Origin of the sequence: Halobaculum sp. D14 (assembly GCF_051195135.1) — an archaeon.
Classification (GTDB): Archaea; Halobacteriota; Halobacteria; order Halobacteriales; family Haloferacaceae; genus JBNTKA01.
The window spans coordinates 484,805-499,349 of sequence record NZ_JBNTKA010000001.1 but is presented as its reverse complement, the minus strand read 5'-3'; the positions used below and the strand labels follow the sequence as shown (position 1 = coordinate 499,349).

Sequence of the window (14,545 nt, the reverse complement as noted above, 5' to 3'; positions counted from 1 at the left end):
GGGGCCGTCCGCGGTCGCCGGTCACCGACGTGAGTCGCCGTCGCCGGTGTCCCCGTCGGTGTCGTCGCTGTCGTCGGCGGAGCGGTCGGCGTTCTCCGGCGTCGACGTGGTCGGATGCGTCGCACGCGGCGGCTCGGCGGCGGTGTCGGCGGCGTCCGTGGCGTCGTCCGCGGCGTCGGCCCGCGCCCGTCGGCGTTCGGCGAACCACGCCCACTCGCGGCTGTACTGGCCGTGCTCCGCGAGGTCCCACGGGTCGGCGCTCGTCACCGGGTCGCCCGCGATGGCCGACCGAAGCACGTTCCACAGCCACAGGAGCTGGGCGACTCCGAGGACGAACGCGAACACGGTGACGAGCTGGTGCAGCGGCGCGAACCGCGGGAGGTACGTCGCGTACCGGCGCGGGCCGCCCATGGCGCCGACGACGAACATGGCGTCGAAGGCGACGAACACGCCGACCGACGTCGTCCAGAAGTGGAGTTTCGCGAGCCCGCGGTCGTACCAGCGGCCGGTGAGCAGCGGGAACCAGTAGTACGACGCGGCGAAGGCGGCGTACACCGTGACGCCGACGAGCAGCAGGTGGAAGTGGCCGACGACGACGTAGGTGTCGTGGTAGAGTCGGTCGACGGGGACGGCGGCGAGCAGGACGCCGGAGACGCCGCCGAGCACGAAGAAGAAGACGGCGCCGACGCAGAACAGCATCGGCGCGGTGAGCCGAATCCGGCCGTTCCACATCGTCGCGATCCAGTTGAACGTCTTCACCGCAGACGGGACGGCGATGGCGAGCGACACCGCCATGAACGACGCCTGCAGCCGCGGGTCGATACCGGTCGCGAACATGTGGTGCGCCCAGACGCCGAACGACAGCACGCCGATGGCCAGCGTCGAGTAGACGACGAACGTGAACCCGAACAGCTCCCGTCCCGAAAACCGCGGAATCAGGGTGCTCAGCACGCCCATCGCCGGCAGCACGAGGATGTAGACTTCGGGGTGGCCGAAGAACCAGAACAGGTGCTGCCACAGAATCGGTCCGCCGCCGCCGACGGCGAAGAACGTCGTCCCGAAGTTCCGGTCGAGCAGCAGCATCAGCAGCGACGACCCGAGCATCGGGAACGCGAACAGCGCGATGCCGGCGGTGGTCAGCATCGTCCACGAGAAGATGTCGAGGCTCGCCCACGGCACGTCGTCGCCGCGCTCCTCGACGACGGTGACGACGAAGTTGATGGCGGCAGCGACGGTGGAGACGCCCGAGAGGTGGATGCCGAGCAGGAGCAGGTCGACCTCGACGTTCGGCATCCGGACGCTCAGCGGCGGGTAGAGCGTCCAGCCGACCGCCGGCGGGTGGAACGCCGTATCGGGCGCGACGACCGCCCCGGCCAACTCGGCAATCAGGCCGGCGCGCATCAGCAGCGCCGCGGGCGGCAGCAGCCAGAAGGCGACGGCGTTCACCCGCGGGAACGCCATGTCGTCGGCGCCGACGAGCGGCGGGACGACGACGTTCGCGAACCCGAACAGCGCCGGCGTCGCGAACAGGAACAGCATCGTGAGGCCGTGCGTCGTGAACAGCGCGTTGTACGTGGCGGCGCCCCAGACGTCGGCCTGCGGCGTCACCAGTTCGGCGCGGAGCAGCATCGCGTCGAGCGCGCCCCACAGCCCCATCGTCGCCGCGAACGCGAGGTACAGCACGCCGATGTCGCGGTGGTGCAGCGTCGTCAGCCACCGCGTCGGGTTCGACGGCACCGCGTCTGGCGCGTAGTGGTACGCGTCCCGGGCGGCGCGCCGGGCGCGCTCGACCAGCCGCTCCGCCCGACTGCTCATATCCGGGCCACGGCGGACGGCCACTTCACGGCTCGCAATCCGTGAACCGCCCACCAGGCCCGTGTTCGGCCGTCGGCGACCGGCAATCCGCGGTCCGCCCCGCGGCGACTACTCGGCTCGGACGAACCGGACGTACAGCCAGAGGCCGGCGGCGCCGACCAGCGACGCGAGTCCGAACGCGGCGAGGGGGCTGGCGCCGTACAGGACGCCGGCGGCGAACGCGGCCGGGACGGCGGCGCCGCGCCGGACCAGCCGGGAGGCGCGGAGCGCGTCGCGCACGGATTCGTCGTCGCCGAGCGCGGCGCGGAGCCGGCCCGCGAAGAGCGCGTCGCGCGCGGGCCGGCCGACGAACCGGGCGCCGTAGGCGGTGAACAGCGCGAGCAGCAGCGGCGGGTTCGACGGAGCGAGCACGAGCGCGGCGGGGAACGCCGCGGTCGCGGCGGCGCCGGCGGCGACGACCGGGACGGTGCCGGCGGCGCGGACGAGCCGCGACCCGAACGCGAGCGATGCGAGCGCCGCGGTCGTCTCGGCGGCGACGAGGACGCCGAAGAAGGCCGTCGGCGGCACGTCGACCAGCGGCGTCGCGAGGCCGACGGCGTGGTACTCGACGACGACGATGACGAGGAACGCGGACACCATCCCCTCGGCGGCGGCGACGAGGCCGCCGGCGGCGACGCCGCGCCACAGCGGGACGGTGAGGTCGTCGAGCGCGGCGCGGACCCCGCCGAGTTCGGGGCGCGGCCGGTCGACGGCGGGAGTCTCGACGTCGCCGGAGCCGCCGAGCACCGCGAGCGCGACCGTGGCCGTCGCGCCGAGCGCGGCGACGACCGCGGCGTAGACGCTGAACGCCGTGACGAACAGCGACACCGCGGTGAACAGCGCGGCCGTCGGCGCCAGCACGGCGAGCAGCCCGGCCTGCTTCAGCGCGCCGACCTCGGTGAGCATCTCGGTGACCCGGGCGTGTTCCGCGTCGACGAGGGCGTCGTCGAACAGCGCGCCGGGGCCGTGGGTGCCCCAGGTGCGGGCGAGCAGCGACCCGGCGGTCGCGACGACGACCCCGGAGACGCCGAGTAGCGCGCCGGCCGCCCCGGCGAACAGCCAGAGGAACGCGCCGATCGTCGCGGCACAGCCCGCCGCGAGCAGCGCCGCGACCGGGTCGACGCCGCGGCGCTCCGCCGACAGCGCCGGCACCGCCGCCTCGACGAGCAGCGCGAGCGCCGCGTAGCCGCCGAGGGAGGCGGCGGAGGCGCCGAGCAGATTCAGGTACTGCGGGACGTACAGCTCCGCGACCCGGACGGCGACCGTGAACAGCAGCGTCAGTCCGCCGAGCGCCGTGACGGCGGGCGAGCGGTCGCGGAAATCGCCGACCGACGCCGGCCACCGCTCCACGGCTACACACCGTCCGTCGCGCCGCCGGTGCCGGTGTCGGCGTCGGCGTCGCCGGAGTCAGTGTCGGCGTCGGTGGCAGCTGAGTCACCGGATTCGGCGTCGGCGCCGGCGGTGCGCACGTCGAGGTCGACCGAGCGGTCCGAGTCCGGGTTTGGGTCCGAGTCCGGCTCCGGCTCCGGGTCCGACCCGGCACCCGGCTCCGGCTTCGCGTCGCCGGGTGCGGCGCCGGTAGTCGCGGCCGGCCCGCCGTCGTCACCGGCTGCGTGGGGTTCGGCGTCGACCGCGGCGTCGGTCACTGCGTCGCCGACGAGGTCCGCGGCGGCCGCGGCGCCGGTCGCGACGACGCCGGCGGCCGTTCGGAGCGCGGCGGCGAGCAGCAGCAGGAGTTCGCCGACCGGTCCGACGACCCGCTCGACGCGGTAGTACCACGTGCCGAAGCGGCCGATGGCGTCGAGGAGCCAGTTTCCGACGGTTTCGCGGCCGTAGGCGGCGGTGAGCTGCGCGACGAACACGGCCGTGAACAGCAGATTCAACACGACCGTGTACTCGCCGGGCGCGGTGCCGCCGGTGACGCCGTGCGGCGGAATCAGCCCGAGCAGGCCGAAGACGTAGTGGACGACGACGCCGGCGACGACCGCGGCGCCGGCCATCGCGCCGAACAGCACGGCGGCGATGCGGCCGCCGTAGTACGTCCGGTAGGCGTTGACGATGGGCGGGATGACGAGGTCGGCGAAGACGAACGACAGCACGGCGCCGAACGGGACGCCGTTCGCCCACAGCACGAGCGCGAACGGGACGTTTCCGACCGAGCAGATGAACGTGACGACGCCGACGAGCGTCGCCATCAGCGCGCCCCAGAGCACCCAGAGGAACCCCTCGTTCGTCGTGAAGACGACGGCCCAGGCGCTCCGCGGGACGACGCCGGCGATGAGCCCGGCGAGCAGGAAGCCGACGGCGATGTCGTCCCACAGCATGTCCCACTCGCGCATCGACGCCGAGGCGGCGCGGACCCAGCCGTCCCGCGACAGCCAGCTCGGCGACTCGTCGTCGCGGACGGCGGCGTCGGCGTCGTGCATCGCCTCCCAGGCGTTCAGGCAGCCGCCACAGCAGAAGTACAGCGTCTCGTCGCGGTGGGCCGCGACGACGGTTTCCTCCTCCTCGGGCGGCGCCGCCATGCCGCACGCTTCGCACTCGTGCTGTTCGAGTTCGAGGACGTTCCGGTAGGCGACGTCCCACCACTCGTCGGGGACGCGCCGGTAGGCGAGCGTGAGGACCGCGATCGCGACGAGGCCGCCGAGGAAGTCGGCGGCGACGAACTGCCAGCCGAGCAGCACCCACATCACGAGGCCGAGTTCGACGACGAGGTCGGTCGCGGCGAACATGAACGCGCCGAGCGCCGCGACCGGCGAGGCGCCCTTCTTGAACAGCTTCCGCGCCATCGCGATGGCGGAGTAGCTGCACGACGACGAGGCGACGCCGAAGGCGGTTCCGTAGCCGACTTCGCGCCAGCCGTCGCCGCCGAGGTAGTCGGTCATGGCGTCCTCGGAGACGAACACCTCGACGGCGCCCGTGATGGCGAAGCCGAGCACGAGCGCCCACCAGGAGTCGAACGCCATGTCGAACGCGAGCGTGAGGCCGTGGAAGACGGAGCCGATGAGTCCCATGGAGTTGTCGTGAGAGATTCGTCGCCGACCGTTCGGGTCGGTCCGCCGCGCCGCTCCGGCCGGACCGGTCGGGCTACCGCGAGAGACGGCCGGGAGTGAAAAGTCGGTTCAGAATCCGGTGGCTCGGGTGGTCGTCCGCCCCGATTTCGTGGCGTTCGGGAAACACCGCGCGTCCCCGTCTCCCGCCGAGGGCTCCCGACGAGGTCCGACGGCGAAGCGGGCGCCGGCGGAGTGGACGCCGGCGGAATAGACACCGGCAGATCGGGCGCCGGAGTCGTCGAGGGCGACGGGCGCGGCGACTGGCGCAGCGACCGGCGCGCCAGCGGGTCAGCCGTCGTCGGTGGCGCCGAACCGCTCGACGATGGTTCCGTCGTCGCCGACGGCGACCTGTGGGGAGGACGCGGTGCCGAACGCGACTCCCTCCAGGGCGTCCGTGGCGGGCCGGGCGTGTTCGTCCCACTCGCCGGCAGCGTAGACGTAGACGGCGCCGGCGGCGTCGACGGCGTAGCCGCCGCGGTCGGCGTCGAACACGAGGGCGTTCACGTCGGCGTCGCCGGCGCTGAGCGTCGTCCACGTCCGGCCGTTGTATCGGTAGATGTCGCCGCCCGCGCCCGCGACGTGGACGTGCCCCGGGCCGGCGGCCGCGACGTCGAACAGCGCGCCGCCGGCGCCGTGGATCCCGATTCGCCGCCAGTTGCGGCCGCCGTCGGCCGTCGCGAACACGGTGCCGGCGCCGGTGGCGAGGAAGCCGGTGTCGGCGTCGACGAACTCGGCGGCCGTGAACGAGGAGCCGGCGCCGGGCTTCCGGACGTCGAACCAGTCGACGGCGACGCCGTCGAGGCGGCCGCGCAGCACCTGCCCGGAGCCGTTGGCGACCCAGACGGACTCCCCGCCGGCGGCGCCGGCGGCGGCGACGTCCGCCCACGAGGAGGTCATCCCCATCGGCGCCGAGTAGTCCCGGAGCGTCAGCGTGTCGAGGTCGAACACGCCGAGCGCGCCGGCGTCCCCGGCGAACCAGACGTGCCGACGGTCCGCGGTGAGGGCGGCGCCGTACAGCGCGTTGCTCGTCGCCGCGACGTCGCCCTGCCCGACGAGCTCCCACAGGCCGTTCGCGCGGGCGAGCAGCGCGCCACCCTCGCCGACGACGTACGGGCCTTCCCGCGACAGCACGACGTCGTACAGCGCGGCGTCGGTCGGCGGGTCGGCGCGCGTCCAGCCCTCCTCGGCGCCGTCGGCGAACGACTCGCTGTCGTCCGGCGTCGTCGACCCGACGTCGGTGCGTTTCTCGTCGTCCCGCGTCGCGGCCGCGGTGCCGTCGGCGTCGGCGTCGCCGGCGCCCCCGTCGCCGCCGTCACCGCCGTCGAGACAGCCGGCGAGCCCCGCGAGGCCGGCCGGCGCGCCGCCCGCGGCGACGAGGTAGGACCGGCGAGTCGCGGTGCTCGCGTCACCTGTGGCGTCCGAGTCGCTCATGCTCGGCGCGTCGGCCGCTGCGGCGGTTAGTGTCGTGAAAAAGACGGATGCCGCGGTGAATCGTCGGCGACTGTCGGACGAGGCCGGGAGCCGTCCGCGTCCGCGCTACATCCCCATCGACGTCGCGAAGCGGAGGCCGAGGTCGGGGCGGACGGCGAGGACGACCAGGCCGGCGAGCAGGCTGACGACGCCGGTCGCGGTCGCGACGTCGTCGCCCCAGACGGGGAGCCGTTCGACGGTGACGACCGCCGTGAGCGCGACCATCCAGAAGAAGTTCATCTCGCCGAAGAACGGCATGAGCAGGAAGAACGGCCCGAAGCAGATGGTGACGCAGCGGACGCCGTGGCCCAGCCCCTCCTCGACCGCCTCGGGGACGGAGTCGGTGTGCGGGGCGACGCGGGCACAGCAACTGCGCAGCAGCGACTGCTTGAACTCGGTGAGCTGGTACAGGCCGGTGAGGACGAGGACGCCGCCGACGACGAGGTGCGTGTGCGCCGCGGTGAATCCGAGGATGCCGCCGGGCAGCAGCGCGTGGAACGTCAGCGGCACGACGCCGGAGAGCAGCCAGACGGCGTGGTAGCCCGTCATGAACGACGCGAGCGACAGCGCCGCGCCGCCGGCGCCGCCGCGGTAGGCGTCGGCGTACTCCCGGGTGAACCGGGTCATCGCCGGGTGCATCATCGCCCACATCATGACGCCCCACACGACGAGGTAGCCGGCGAAGGCCTCGACGGTGCCGACGTGGAACGCCGCGAGCTCCATCGCGCCCGGCGCGGCCATCGGAACCCCGGCCTGCTGCATCAGCCACGACGCCCCGGGCATCGGGACCGCGCCGCGGTACAGCAGCACCCAGAGGACGGCGTCGACGCCGAGCATCGCGACGACGACGGCGGTCGCCCGGTCGACGTCGGGCGCCGACAGCGCGTCGCGCGCGGCGCGGACCGCCGAGTCGACTCGCGTGCTGGAATCGTCGCGTCCGGCGGAGTCAGTTTCGTTGTCGGAGTCGGTTCGTGCGTCTGGTTCGGTGTCGGAGTCGGTGGAGGGCATTCGTGGAGGGCGGTCGGATTCGCGGCTCGCGGCCGCGGGCCGCGCGGTGACCAGCCGGTGCGTCTGTCGGTCGATCGGGGGCGGTGCGGAGATGCTGCGGGGACGATGCGGGAGTCGGCCGAGCAGCGGCGGCGGCCAGTCGCTCACGGCGGCCGCCGGGCGGAACCGCGCCCACACCGGGCCGCAGCACAGCAGCGGATTGCCGCAGCGGCCCGTCACGGTTGCTCACCGTTCGGCGTGAACGCGCCCGGCGCGGAGGTGCGCTTGATGACGGTCGCGATGCGGACGACGTACGCGAACAGGATGGCGAACGGGAGGAACGCGACGGTGAGGCCGACGGCGACGAGCAGCAGCACCGGCGTCGCCGGGCCGCCGGGCGGGAAGCCGCCGGCGAACACCATGATGACCATGACGGAGCCGACGAACGCCGCCATCCCGGAGTAGGCGATGAGCCGCGAGAGGTTCGCGAGCTCCTGCTGGAGGTACATCGTCTTGAAGTAGTGCCGCGTGACGTCGAGCACCGTCAGCAGCTTCTGGAGTTCGGCGACGCCGGCGTCCGCGTCGGCGGGCAGGTCGTGCCGGAGCTTCGCCGACCGCGTCCGGTTGACGTACTCGGCGTAGTCCTGCCGCATCATCGGGACGAGCAGGTCGAACACGGCCGGGTTCCGGCCGTCGAGCGCCTCACGGATGGCGCGGGCGGTGCCGCGGGACCGCGACAGCAACGCCGCCACCTCGCGGTCCGCCGGGTCGTCGAGGTCCGCGGCCGCCGCCTCGACGTCGTCTGCGGCGTCGACGAGCAGCTGCGTCACCACCTCGACGAACGCCGCCGGGTTCGTCGGCGTGACGTGCAGCTCCGGGTCGAGCGCCGCGATCTGTTCGCGGAAGTCGGCGACGTTGTCGATGCGTTCGGTGATGCCCGCCAGCGACTCCGAGAGGCTCGACATCGCGAGGCTGTTCACCGTGATGACGATGGGGACGAACGAGAACAGCCCCGCGATGATGGTGGAGAACATCGTGGAGACGAACCCGGAGTTCTGGACGCCGATGACGTTGACGAACGCCAGCCCGAGCGCCGCGATGAAGAAGGCGACTTCGAGCGCGCCGATGATCGCCCACCGGCTCCCCGACAGCAGGAACCAGTTCGCGAACGGGCCGTCGCGCTCCCCCTCGCTGAGGAAGCCGGCGACGACCGTGACGCCGATGAACACGACCCGCGCGAACACGCGGAGGAACTGGACGGCCACCGACACCACGCGGCCGAGCAGCGACAGCGCGTCCCGCGCCGACGCGGACACCTCCGGCGCGTCCCGCGCCGACGCGGACACCTCCGGCGCGTCCCGCGGCGCGTCGCCCGCACCGCCACCGTCGGCAGCGACGTCGCTGCTTCGGTTCGCGTCGCTGCCGGCGTCGCTGCCGCGGTCGACGTCGCTGTCGCGGCCCGCGTCGTCGCCGTCGGCGGCGCGGTCGGCGGAGCCGGTTCGTCTCCGTTCGATGCGGTCGAGTGTGCGGTCGGGTGTGCGGTCGGGTGTGTCGTCGGTCATAGCAGTGGGAGGACGTCGAAGAACGGCCGGAGCGTGCTGCCGCGTTCGACCCGGGAGAGCACCATCGCGGTGACGGCGATGAGGGTGAGCAGGGCGACGGCGCGCCGCAGCAGGACGCCGCGGGCGCGCTTCAGTTCCTGCCACTCGGTCGGCCGGTAGCCGAGGTACCACAGCGACGTGATGCCGGCGAGGTTGATGGCGGCGATGTTCGCGGTGATGACGGCGAGCGAGCCGACGATGACCACCGGCTCCATCCAGGCGACGCCGACGCCGAGGACGCCGATGGGCGGCATCAGCGCCGCGGCGACCATGACGCCGACCAGTTCGGTGGAGCCGCTCGTCGACAGCGCGATGGCGCCGGCGACACCGGAGCCGACCGCGATGGTGACGAGCAGGAACGCCGGCGAGGTGTGCTGGCTGATGCTCAGCACCGACCGGACGTCGACGGTGATGTCGCCGACGGTCTTGGCGGTCCACGCGAAGATGACGGCGACCAGCACCGACACGGCGAGCCCCTTCAACTGGAAGTCGATGCCGCGCCGGAACAGGCCGCGGTCGTCGATGACGGTGGAGACGGACGTCGCCATCGCGGGGCCGAGCAGCGGCGCGATGACCATCGACCCGATGAGCACCGACGTCGACTCGAGCAGCACCCCCGAGGTCGCGACGACGGAGCTGATGGCGGTCATCAGCACGTAGATGACGAAGTCCGGGATGAGGTCGGCCGCCTTCGAGTGGAGTTCGCGGCGGGAGATGCGGCCCGGGGCGAGCGCGCCGACGTGCTCCGGGCCGGTCTCGTTGACGAACCGGTCGGAGACGATGGCCTCCGGGTTGTAGACGACCGTGTAGATGGAGTCGCGGATGCCGATTTCGGTGAACCGCTCCTGTATCGGCTCGACGCCGTGAGCGGGGAGCGGAAACGAGATTTTCGCGGACGCCTCCGGCTTGTCCGAGCGGTCGTTGAGGCTGTAATCGAGCCCCTCGTCGTCGAGAACGCCGAGTACGGCCTCCCGCGCTTCGGGACTCAGGATCATGACCTCCACCAGCCGCATGTCCTGCCGAGCCATGCTAGTCTCCACGGGGGGAGGGCGCTTCGGCCGGCTGTGTGTGTGCGTGAATCATCGTCGGTCGACTGACGCCAGCGCAGCGCAGACGGTTCGGCGTCACCGAATCGCGGCGACGCGAGCGAGCGGGCGGCAGACGGACGCCGGCGGTCACTCGCCGACGCCGTACCCGGTTTCGATGACGACCTGCTCGACGCGGCCCCGGTCGACGTCGTCGCCGGCGACGCGGACGGTCCCGGCGACGTGGTCGGCGTCGACGGACGTGACGCCCTCGACGGCGCCGACGCGGTCTTCGAGGAGCTGTTCGCAGCTGCCGCACGACAGTCCGGTCACGGGAACGACGAACGACGTCATACCCGAACCGACGCGCCGCCGCTACCTCAAGGCCGGAAAACCGTGGGGGTCCCGGCGAACCCGGCGACCGAACGGACGGGCCGGCGGCGACCGGTCGACGGCCAGCATCGCCCGACTGCGACCGCCCCGAGCGAACCGGAGCGCGAATCGCGTCGCGGAGGCTGCGCGGTCGTGCGGGAGCCCCAGGCCGTCGCCGACGCGGTCGCTGCGGGGTTACAGCGGAAGAAATCGGAGGGCGTGGCTGACGGGAGCCGGTCGGCGTCGTCGCCGACGCGGAGCGGGTCAGCCGTCGACCGTGTAGCCGGTTTCGGTGATGGCCTGCTCGACGCGGTCGCGGAGCGAATCGTCGGCTCGCTCGTCGTCCGCGCGGACGACGACGCGGTCGCGGGCGGCGTCCGATTCGACGGCCGCGACGCCGTCGAGGCCCGTGACGGCCTGCGTCACGAGGGCTTCACAGCTCGCACACTGCATGCCGGTGACGGTGAGTTCGTGCGTTTCCATCGCACCTGCGACGTGCGTCGCCGCGACAATCAATCGCGGAAATCCGCCGCGGCCCGGCGGCGGCGGTCGGACTCCGCCACGGCAGGGTCGTTCCGGGCGGCGCTCGGTGGCGACGGGCGGTGTTCGGCGGTTCTGCGGCCTATACCCGGCGAGGCGGCGTATCGGGAGCCATGTCGCCGTCGCTGTCCCGTTCGGCCGACGCGGACCGACCCGGTAACCGCTACTGGCTGGCGCTCGTCGGCTACCTGGCCGTGACGGTCGTCGGCGCGGCGCTGCTCGTCGCCGTCGTCGTCGAAACCGGCTCCGTCACCGACTTCGGCGTCGCGCTGGTCGCGGTCGCCGGCGTCGTGGTCGTCGCGGCCGCCGCGTCCGTCCCGGCGCTCGTCGCCGACGCGGTCGGGCTGGCGCGCGACGGCGCGTGGGTGCCGCGGTGGTACCTGTACGTCGCCGCCGAGACGGCGCTCCCCGTCGGAACGTACCTCGTCGCCGACGCCGCCGTTCCGTCGACGGTCGCCGCGCTCGCCGCCGCCGCGGCGCTCGTCGCGGTCACGGTCGTCGGCTCCGGCCAGTATCTCGCTCACCGCCGCCGCAACGTCGGGCTTCGCTGAGCCTCGGCTACTCCTCGCCCGGCAGCGTCGACAGCGACTCCACCTGGCTCGCGAGCGCCGCCGCGTCCGCCGCGACGGCGTCGTAGTCGGCGCCCGCGTCGTCCGCGACGACCCGGAGGTGCGTCGCCAGAAGCGTCAGCGCCTCCAGTTCCGGGCGGTCGTCGCCGCGGTCGTCACCGTCGCCGCCGACCCGTGCGGCCGCCGTGTCGACCTCGCCGCCGCGGACGACGCCGAGGTGGAACGCCGTGACGTCGTCGCCGGTGAGGGTCCGCCGGGCCGCCGCGCGCGCCGCGTCGAACTCGGCGGTGCCGGAAGTATCGAGAGTGTCGTCGGTATCGTCGGCGTCCGTGGATTCGGCGGCCGCGGCCGGGTCGTCGCCGGAGGAGTCGGTGCTGGCGCTGTCGGCGGGGGAGCCGTCGCTCATGGGTGGCGGTGGTGAGCGGCGCGAGAAAAGCCCGGCGGCGCTGCGGCGGGCGGCGAGCGGCGTTACTCGTCGGGCCGCGGCCGGGAGGTGAACAGCGTCGTGACGATGCTGAACGGCTCGTACACCGACTGGTGGCACGGGCAGTACACTTCGTCCGCGGCCGCGAACTTCGCGGAGCCGGCGTTCTGCTTGAAGCCGGGGACACAGCAGAAGTGCGTGCACTTGTTGAGCCACGCGATGAACCCTTTACTGGTCGACGCCTGCAGCCACTTCTGGACGTCCGAGGGGACCTCGTACGTCTCGCCGTCGGCGCCCTGCGCGGAGCCGGTCGCGGCGAGTTTCTCGATGATGGGCGAGCGGAGAATCTGGACCGGGATGGTGTCCTCCGCTCCCTTCGACCGCCAGTTCGCGGTCGCCGGCTTCCCGAGGCCGCTGACGCCGATGCCGTTCCCCCACGTCTCGTAGTCGGAGAACATGTCGACGGTGAACTGGTCGCCCTGGCTCATCACTTCGGACTGCCACTCGTAGCCCGGGTTCGCTCCGACGTAGAAGTAGTTCCCGCCCTCCGGCTCGTACCCCGGCTGAATCCCGGTGTACGTCTCGACGCCGCAGTACTGAAACCACTCCGAGGAGTACGTCTTCCCGCCGAGTTCGGTCTGTGCGACCTTGATGGAGACGCCGCCCTGCTCGACGGTCTTGACGTCCGGCCAGACGCCGCGGATGAAGCCGTCGCTGTCGATTTCGATGGGGATCTGCGGCATCCCGCGCGGCGCCGGGCCGTCGGTGTTCTCGATGGCCATCGCCTCGGTCGCGCCGCCGCCTTTCCCGGGCGAGGTGGTGACGCTGTTGACGGAGGCCGACCCTACCACGCTGACTCCCGCGAGGGCCGCGCCGCCGACGACGCCCTTCACGAACCGGCGACGCCCCGAGTCGCCGGGGTACTTGTCGTCGTCTACGCTCATACGTCGGAGTCGGAAGCCGCCACGCAAAAGCCTGACGAAAGGCCGAACACGGCCGCAGACGCCGGGTTTCCACCGGCACGTACCGCTCCATAGCCGTCCGGACGGCTCATAGCGAACTACTTCCGTCCGTCCGACCGTCGCTGAACCGGCGCGAGCCCCTGGGAGTCCGCGCCAGTCTGCGCGAGTCTGCACCGATTCCGTGTCCATCGCGGCCGCACCCCTGCGGCCGCACCGTTCATCGCCCGCACAGCGCCGGCTCTCGTCGGTTCCACCGTCGACCGCTGGCCGCGTCGCCGCGCCGCCACCGCCGCCGCGTTGCCACCGCCGCTACCGCCGCTACCGCCGCCACCGCCGCCGGTCGTTCCGGATTCGGACCGCTCTTGTCGTCGGCGCCCGTTCCTCTCGGCAGTGAGACTGTCCCGCGTCCCGCGTCGGCTCGGCGGCGGCGAGCGGCGCGGCGTCCTCGCGTCGGTCGCGTTCGGGTGGTTCCTGACGCTCGGCCTGCGGTTCCTGCTGCCCGCGCTGCTCCCGCAGATTCAGGGCGCGTTCCGCATCGACGACAGCACCGCCGGCGTCGCCATCACGGTCGTCTGGGCCGGCTACGGCGTCATGCAGTTCCCCGCGGGGCTGCTCGTCGACCGGCTGGACGAGCGGACGCTGCTGAGCCTGAGCCTCGCGCTCGCCGCCGGCAGCCTCTGTGTCATCGCCGCGGCGCCGGTGTTCGCGGTGTTCCTCGTCGCCTGCGGGCTGTTCGGGCTCGCGACCGGGCTGTACGGGACGACGCGCGGCATCGCGCTCTCGCGGTTCTTCCGGTCGAACAGCGGCCGGGCGTTCGGCATCACGCTCGCCGCCGGCAGCCTCGGCTCGGCGGCGCTCCCCGTCTTCGGCAGCACCGCGACCGACCACGTCGGCTGGCGGGCCGCCGTCGGGCTGACCGTCCCGCTGTTCGCCGTCACCGCGGTCGGCGCCTGGCTGACCATCCCCGGCGGCGACGCCGACGACGCAGACGCCGACGACGACGCAGCCAGTGTCGGCAACGACGAGGACGGCGATGGCGACGAGGACGGCGATGGTGACGAGGACGGCGAAAGCGGGAACGGCGAGGTGAGCGTTCGGCGGACGCTTCACACTGTGTTCACGGACCGGACCATCGTGGTCGCGTTCGTCGGGATGACGCTGATGCTGTTCACGTTTCAGGCGCTGACGGCGTTCCTGCCGACGTACCTGCTGGAGGAGAAGACGCTCGCGGAGGGCGCGCCGAGCGCGCTGTTCGCGCTGCTGTTCGTCGGCGGCGCCGGGTTCCAACTCGCCGGCGGCGCGGCCGTCGACCGGGTCGGGACGCGCCGGGTCATCCTCGTCGTCGCCGCGGTCGGCGTCGCGACGCTCGCGCTGCTCCCGCACGTCTCCGGCCTCGTGCCGCTCGCGCTGCTCGTCGTCGCGCTGTCGTCGCGAATCGCGGTCTCGTCGGTGCTGAATCCGTACATCATCGACGCGCTGCCGGACGAGGCCACCGGGTCGACGTGGGGGCTGCTCCGCACGCTGTTCTTCCTCATCGGCGCCACCGGCTCCACGATCGTCGGCGTCATGTCCGACCTCGGCCTGTTCGACGAGGCGTTCTACCTGCTGGCGGGCGTCACCGCCGTCGCCGCGGTGCTGTTCGTGCTGCTCCCGAAGCGCTGACCCGCCGCAGCCGACCGGCGTCTTCA

At 72.8% G+C, this 14,545-nt stretch carries 13 protein-coding genes; 2 read left to right on the top strand and 11 right to left on the bottom strand.

The window, feature by feature from the left end:
- Positions 1-21: 21 nt before the first annotated feature.
- From ACQUST_RS02510 to ACQUST_RS02470, 9 genes are all read right to left on the bottom strand, one after another.
- A complete protein-coding gene (locus ACQUST_RS02510; protein WP_435124517.1) occupies positions 22-1,815 on the bottom strand; it encodes a cbb3-type cytochrome c oxidase subunit I in 1,794 nt (597 codons plus the stop codon).
- A 108-nt stretch (positions 1,816-1,923) separates the two neighbouring features.
- Positions 1,924-3,204 carry a hypothetical protein gene (locus ACQUST_RS02505; protein ID WP_435124514.1) on the bottom strand — a complete coding sequence of 427 codons (1,281 nt, stop codon included), beginning with the start codon at positions 3,202-3,204 and terminating at the stop codon, positions 1,924-1,926.
- A 2-nt stretch (positions 3,205-3,206) separates the two neighbouring features.
- Complete coding sequence (locus ACQUST_RS02500; RefSeq protein WP_435124511.1) at positions 3,207-4,868, bottom strand: permease; 1,662 nt, start codon at positions 4,866-4,868, stop codon at positions 3,207-3,209.
- A gap of 327 nt (positions 4,869-5,195) precedes the next feature.
- On the bottom strand, positions 5,196-6,338 hold the full coding sequence (locus ACQUST_RS02495) for a WD40/YVTN/BNR-like repeat-containing protein (protein ID WP_435124509.1): 1,143 nt from the start codon (positions 6,336-6,338) through the stop codon (positions 5,196-5,198).
- Between the two features lie 105 nt (positions 6,339-6,443).
- Positions 6,444-7,385: a DUF2182 domain-containing protein gene (locus ACQUST_RS02490; protein ID WP_435124507.1), complete on the bottom strand. Its 942-nt coding sequence runs from the start codon at positions 7,383-7,385 to the stop codon at positions 6,444-6,446.
- 215 nt (positions 7,386-7,600) lie between these two features.
- Complete coding sequence (locus ACQUST_RS02485) at positions 7,601-8,926, bottom strand: hypothetical protein (protein WP_435124505.1); 1,326 nt, start codon at positions 8,924-8,926, stop codon at positions 7,601-7,603.
- Positions 8,923-9,993: a TIGR00341 family protein gene (locus ACQUST_RS02480; RefSeq protein ID WP_435124502.1), complete on the bottom strand. Its 1,071-nt coding sequence runs from the start codon at positions 9,991-9,993 to the stop codon at positions 8,923-8,925. Before ACQUST_RS02480 ends, ACQUST_RS02485 begins: the two co-directional genes overlap by 4 nt.
- 147 nt (positions 9,994-10,140) lie before the next feature.
- Positions 10,141-10,344 carry a heavy-metal-associated domain-containing protein gene (locus ACQUST_RS02475; RefSeq protein ID WP_435124499.1) on the bottom strand — a complete coding sequence of 68 codons (204 nt, stop codon included), beginning with the start codon at positions 10,342-10,344 and terminating at the stop codon, positions 10,141-10,143.
- Positions 10,345-10,626: 282 nt separating this feature from the next.
- The gene (locus tag ACQUST_RS02470; RefSeq protein WP_435124496.1) at positions 10,627-10,845 is read right to left on the bottom strand and encodes a heavy-metal-associated domain-containing protein; all 219 of its coding nucleotides are present in this window, start codon (positions 10,843-10,845) and stop codon (positions 10,627-10,629) included.
- Positions 10,846-11,015: 170 nt separating this feature from the next.
- Between ACQUST_RS02470 and ACQUST_RS02465 the strand changes: the two genes are divergently transcribed.
- Positions 11,016-11,453, top strand: a complete 438-nt coding sequence (locus ACQUST_RS02465) for a hypothetical protein (RefSeq protein ID WP_435124494.1) — start codon at positions 11,016-11,018, stop codon at positions 11,451-11,453.
- 7 nt (positions 11,454-11,460) lie between these two features.
- Here ACQUST_RS02465 and ACQUST_RS02460 read toward each other — a convergent pair whose 3' ends face one another.
- Together ACQUST_RS02460 and ACQUST_RS02455 are read right to left on the bottom strand one after the other, a co-directional pair.
- Positions 11,461-11,877 carry a hypothetical protein gene (locus ACQUST_RS02460; RefSeq protein ID WP_435124491.1) on the bottom strand — a complete coding sequence of 139 codons (417 nt, stop codon included), beginning with the start codon at positions 11,875-11,877 and terminating at the stop codon, positions 11,461-11,463.
- 62 nt (positions 11,878-11,939) lie between these two features.
- Complete coding sequence (locus ACQUST_RS02455; RefSeq protein WP_435124489.1) at positions 11,940-12,839, bottom strand: ubiquinol-cytochrome c reductase iron-sulfur subunit; 900 nt, start codon at positions 12,837-12,839, stop codon at positions 11,940-11,942.
- A 408-nt stretch (positions 12,840-13,247) separates the two neighbouring features.
- On the opposite strand from ACQUST_RS02455, the gene ACQUST_RS02450 reads away from it, so the two are divergent.
- Positions 13,248-14,519 (top strand): MFS transporter, encoded by a 1,272-nt coding sequence (locus ACQUST_RS02450; protein WP_435124486.1) that lies wholly within the window; start codon positions 13,248-13,250, stop codon positions 14,517-14,519.
- Positions 14,520-14,545 lie beyond the last annotated feature (26 nt).

What these genes read in the sequence shown, in the direction of transcription:
- ACQUST_RS02470 (WP_435124496.1), bottom strand. Translation starts at nt 10,845, where the DNA reads ATGGAAACGCACGAACTCACCGTCACCGGCATGCAGTGTGCGAGCTGT.
- ACQUST_RS02465 (WP_435124494.1), top strand. Translation starts at nt 11,016, where the DNA reads ATGTCGCCGTCGCTGTCCCGTTCGGCCGACGCGGACCGACCCGGTAAC.
- ACQUST_RS02480 (WP_435124502.1), bottom strand. Translation starts at nt 9,993, where the DNA reads ATGGCTCGGCAGGACATGCGGCTGGTGGAGGTCATGATCCTGAGTCCC.
- ACQUST_RS02500 (WP_435124511.1), bottom strand. Translation starts at nt 4,868, where the DNA reads ATGGGACTCATCGGCTCCGTCTTCCACGGCCTCACGCTCGCGTTCGAC.
- ACQUST_RS02475 (WP_435124499.1), bottom strand. Translation starts at nt 10,344, where the DNA reads ATGACGTCGTTCGTCGTTCCCGTGACCGGACTGTCGTGCGGCAGCTGC.
- ACQUST_RS02460 (WP_435124491.1), bottom strand. Translation starts at nt 11,877, where the DNA reads ATGAGCGACGGCTCCCCCGCCGACAGCGCCAGCACCGACTCCTCCGGC.
- ACQUST_RS02510 (WP_435124517.1), bottom strand. Translation starts at nt 1,815, where the DNA reads ATGAGCAGTCGGGCGGAGCGGCTGGTCGAGCGCGCCCGGCGCGCCGCC.
- ACQUST_RS02490 (WP_435124507.1), bottom strand. Translation starts at nt 7,385, where the DNA reads ATGCCCTCCACCGACTCCGACACCGAACCAGACGCACGAACCGACTCC.
- ACQUST_RS02485 (WP_435124505.1), bottom strand. Translation starts at nt 8,926, where the DNA reads ATGACCGACGACACACCCGACCGCACACCCGACCGCACACTCGACCGC.
- ACQUST_RS02455 (WP_435124489.1), bottom strand. Translation starts at nt 12,839, where the DNA reads ATGAGCGTAGACGACGACAAGTACCCCGGCGACTCGGGGCGTCGCCGG.
- ACQUST_RS02495 (WP_435124509.1), bottom strand. Translation starts at nt 6,338, where the DNA reads ATGAGCGACTCGGACGCCACAGGTGACGCGAGCACCGCGACTCGCCGG.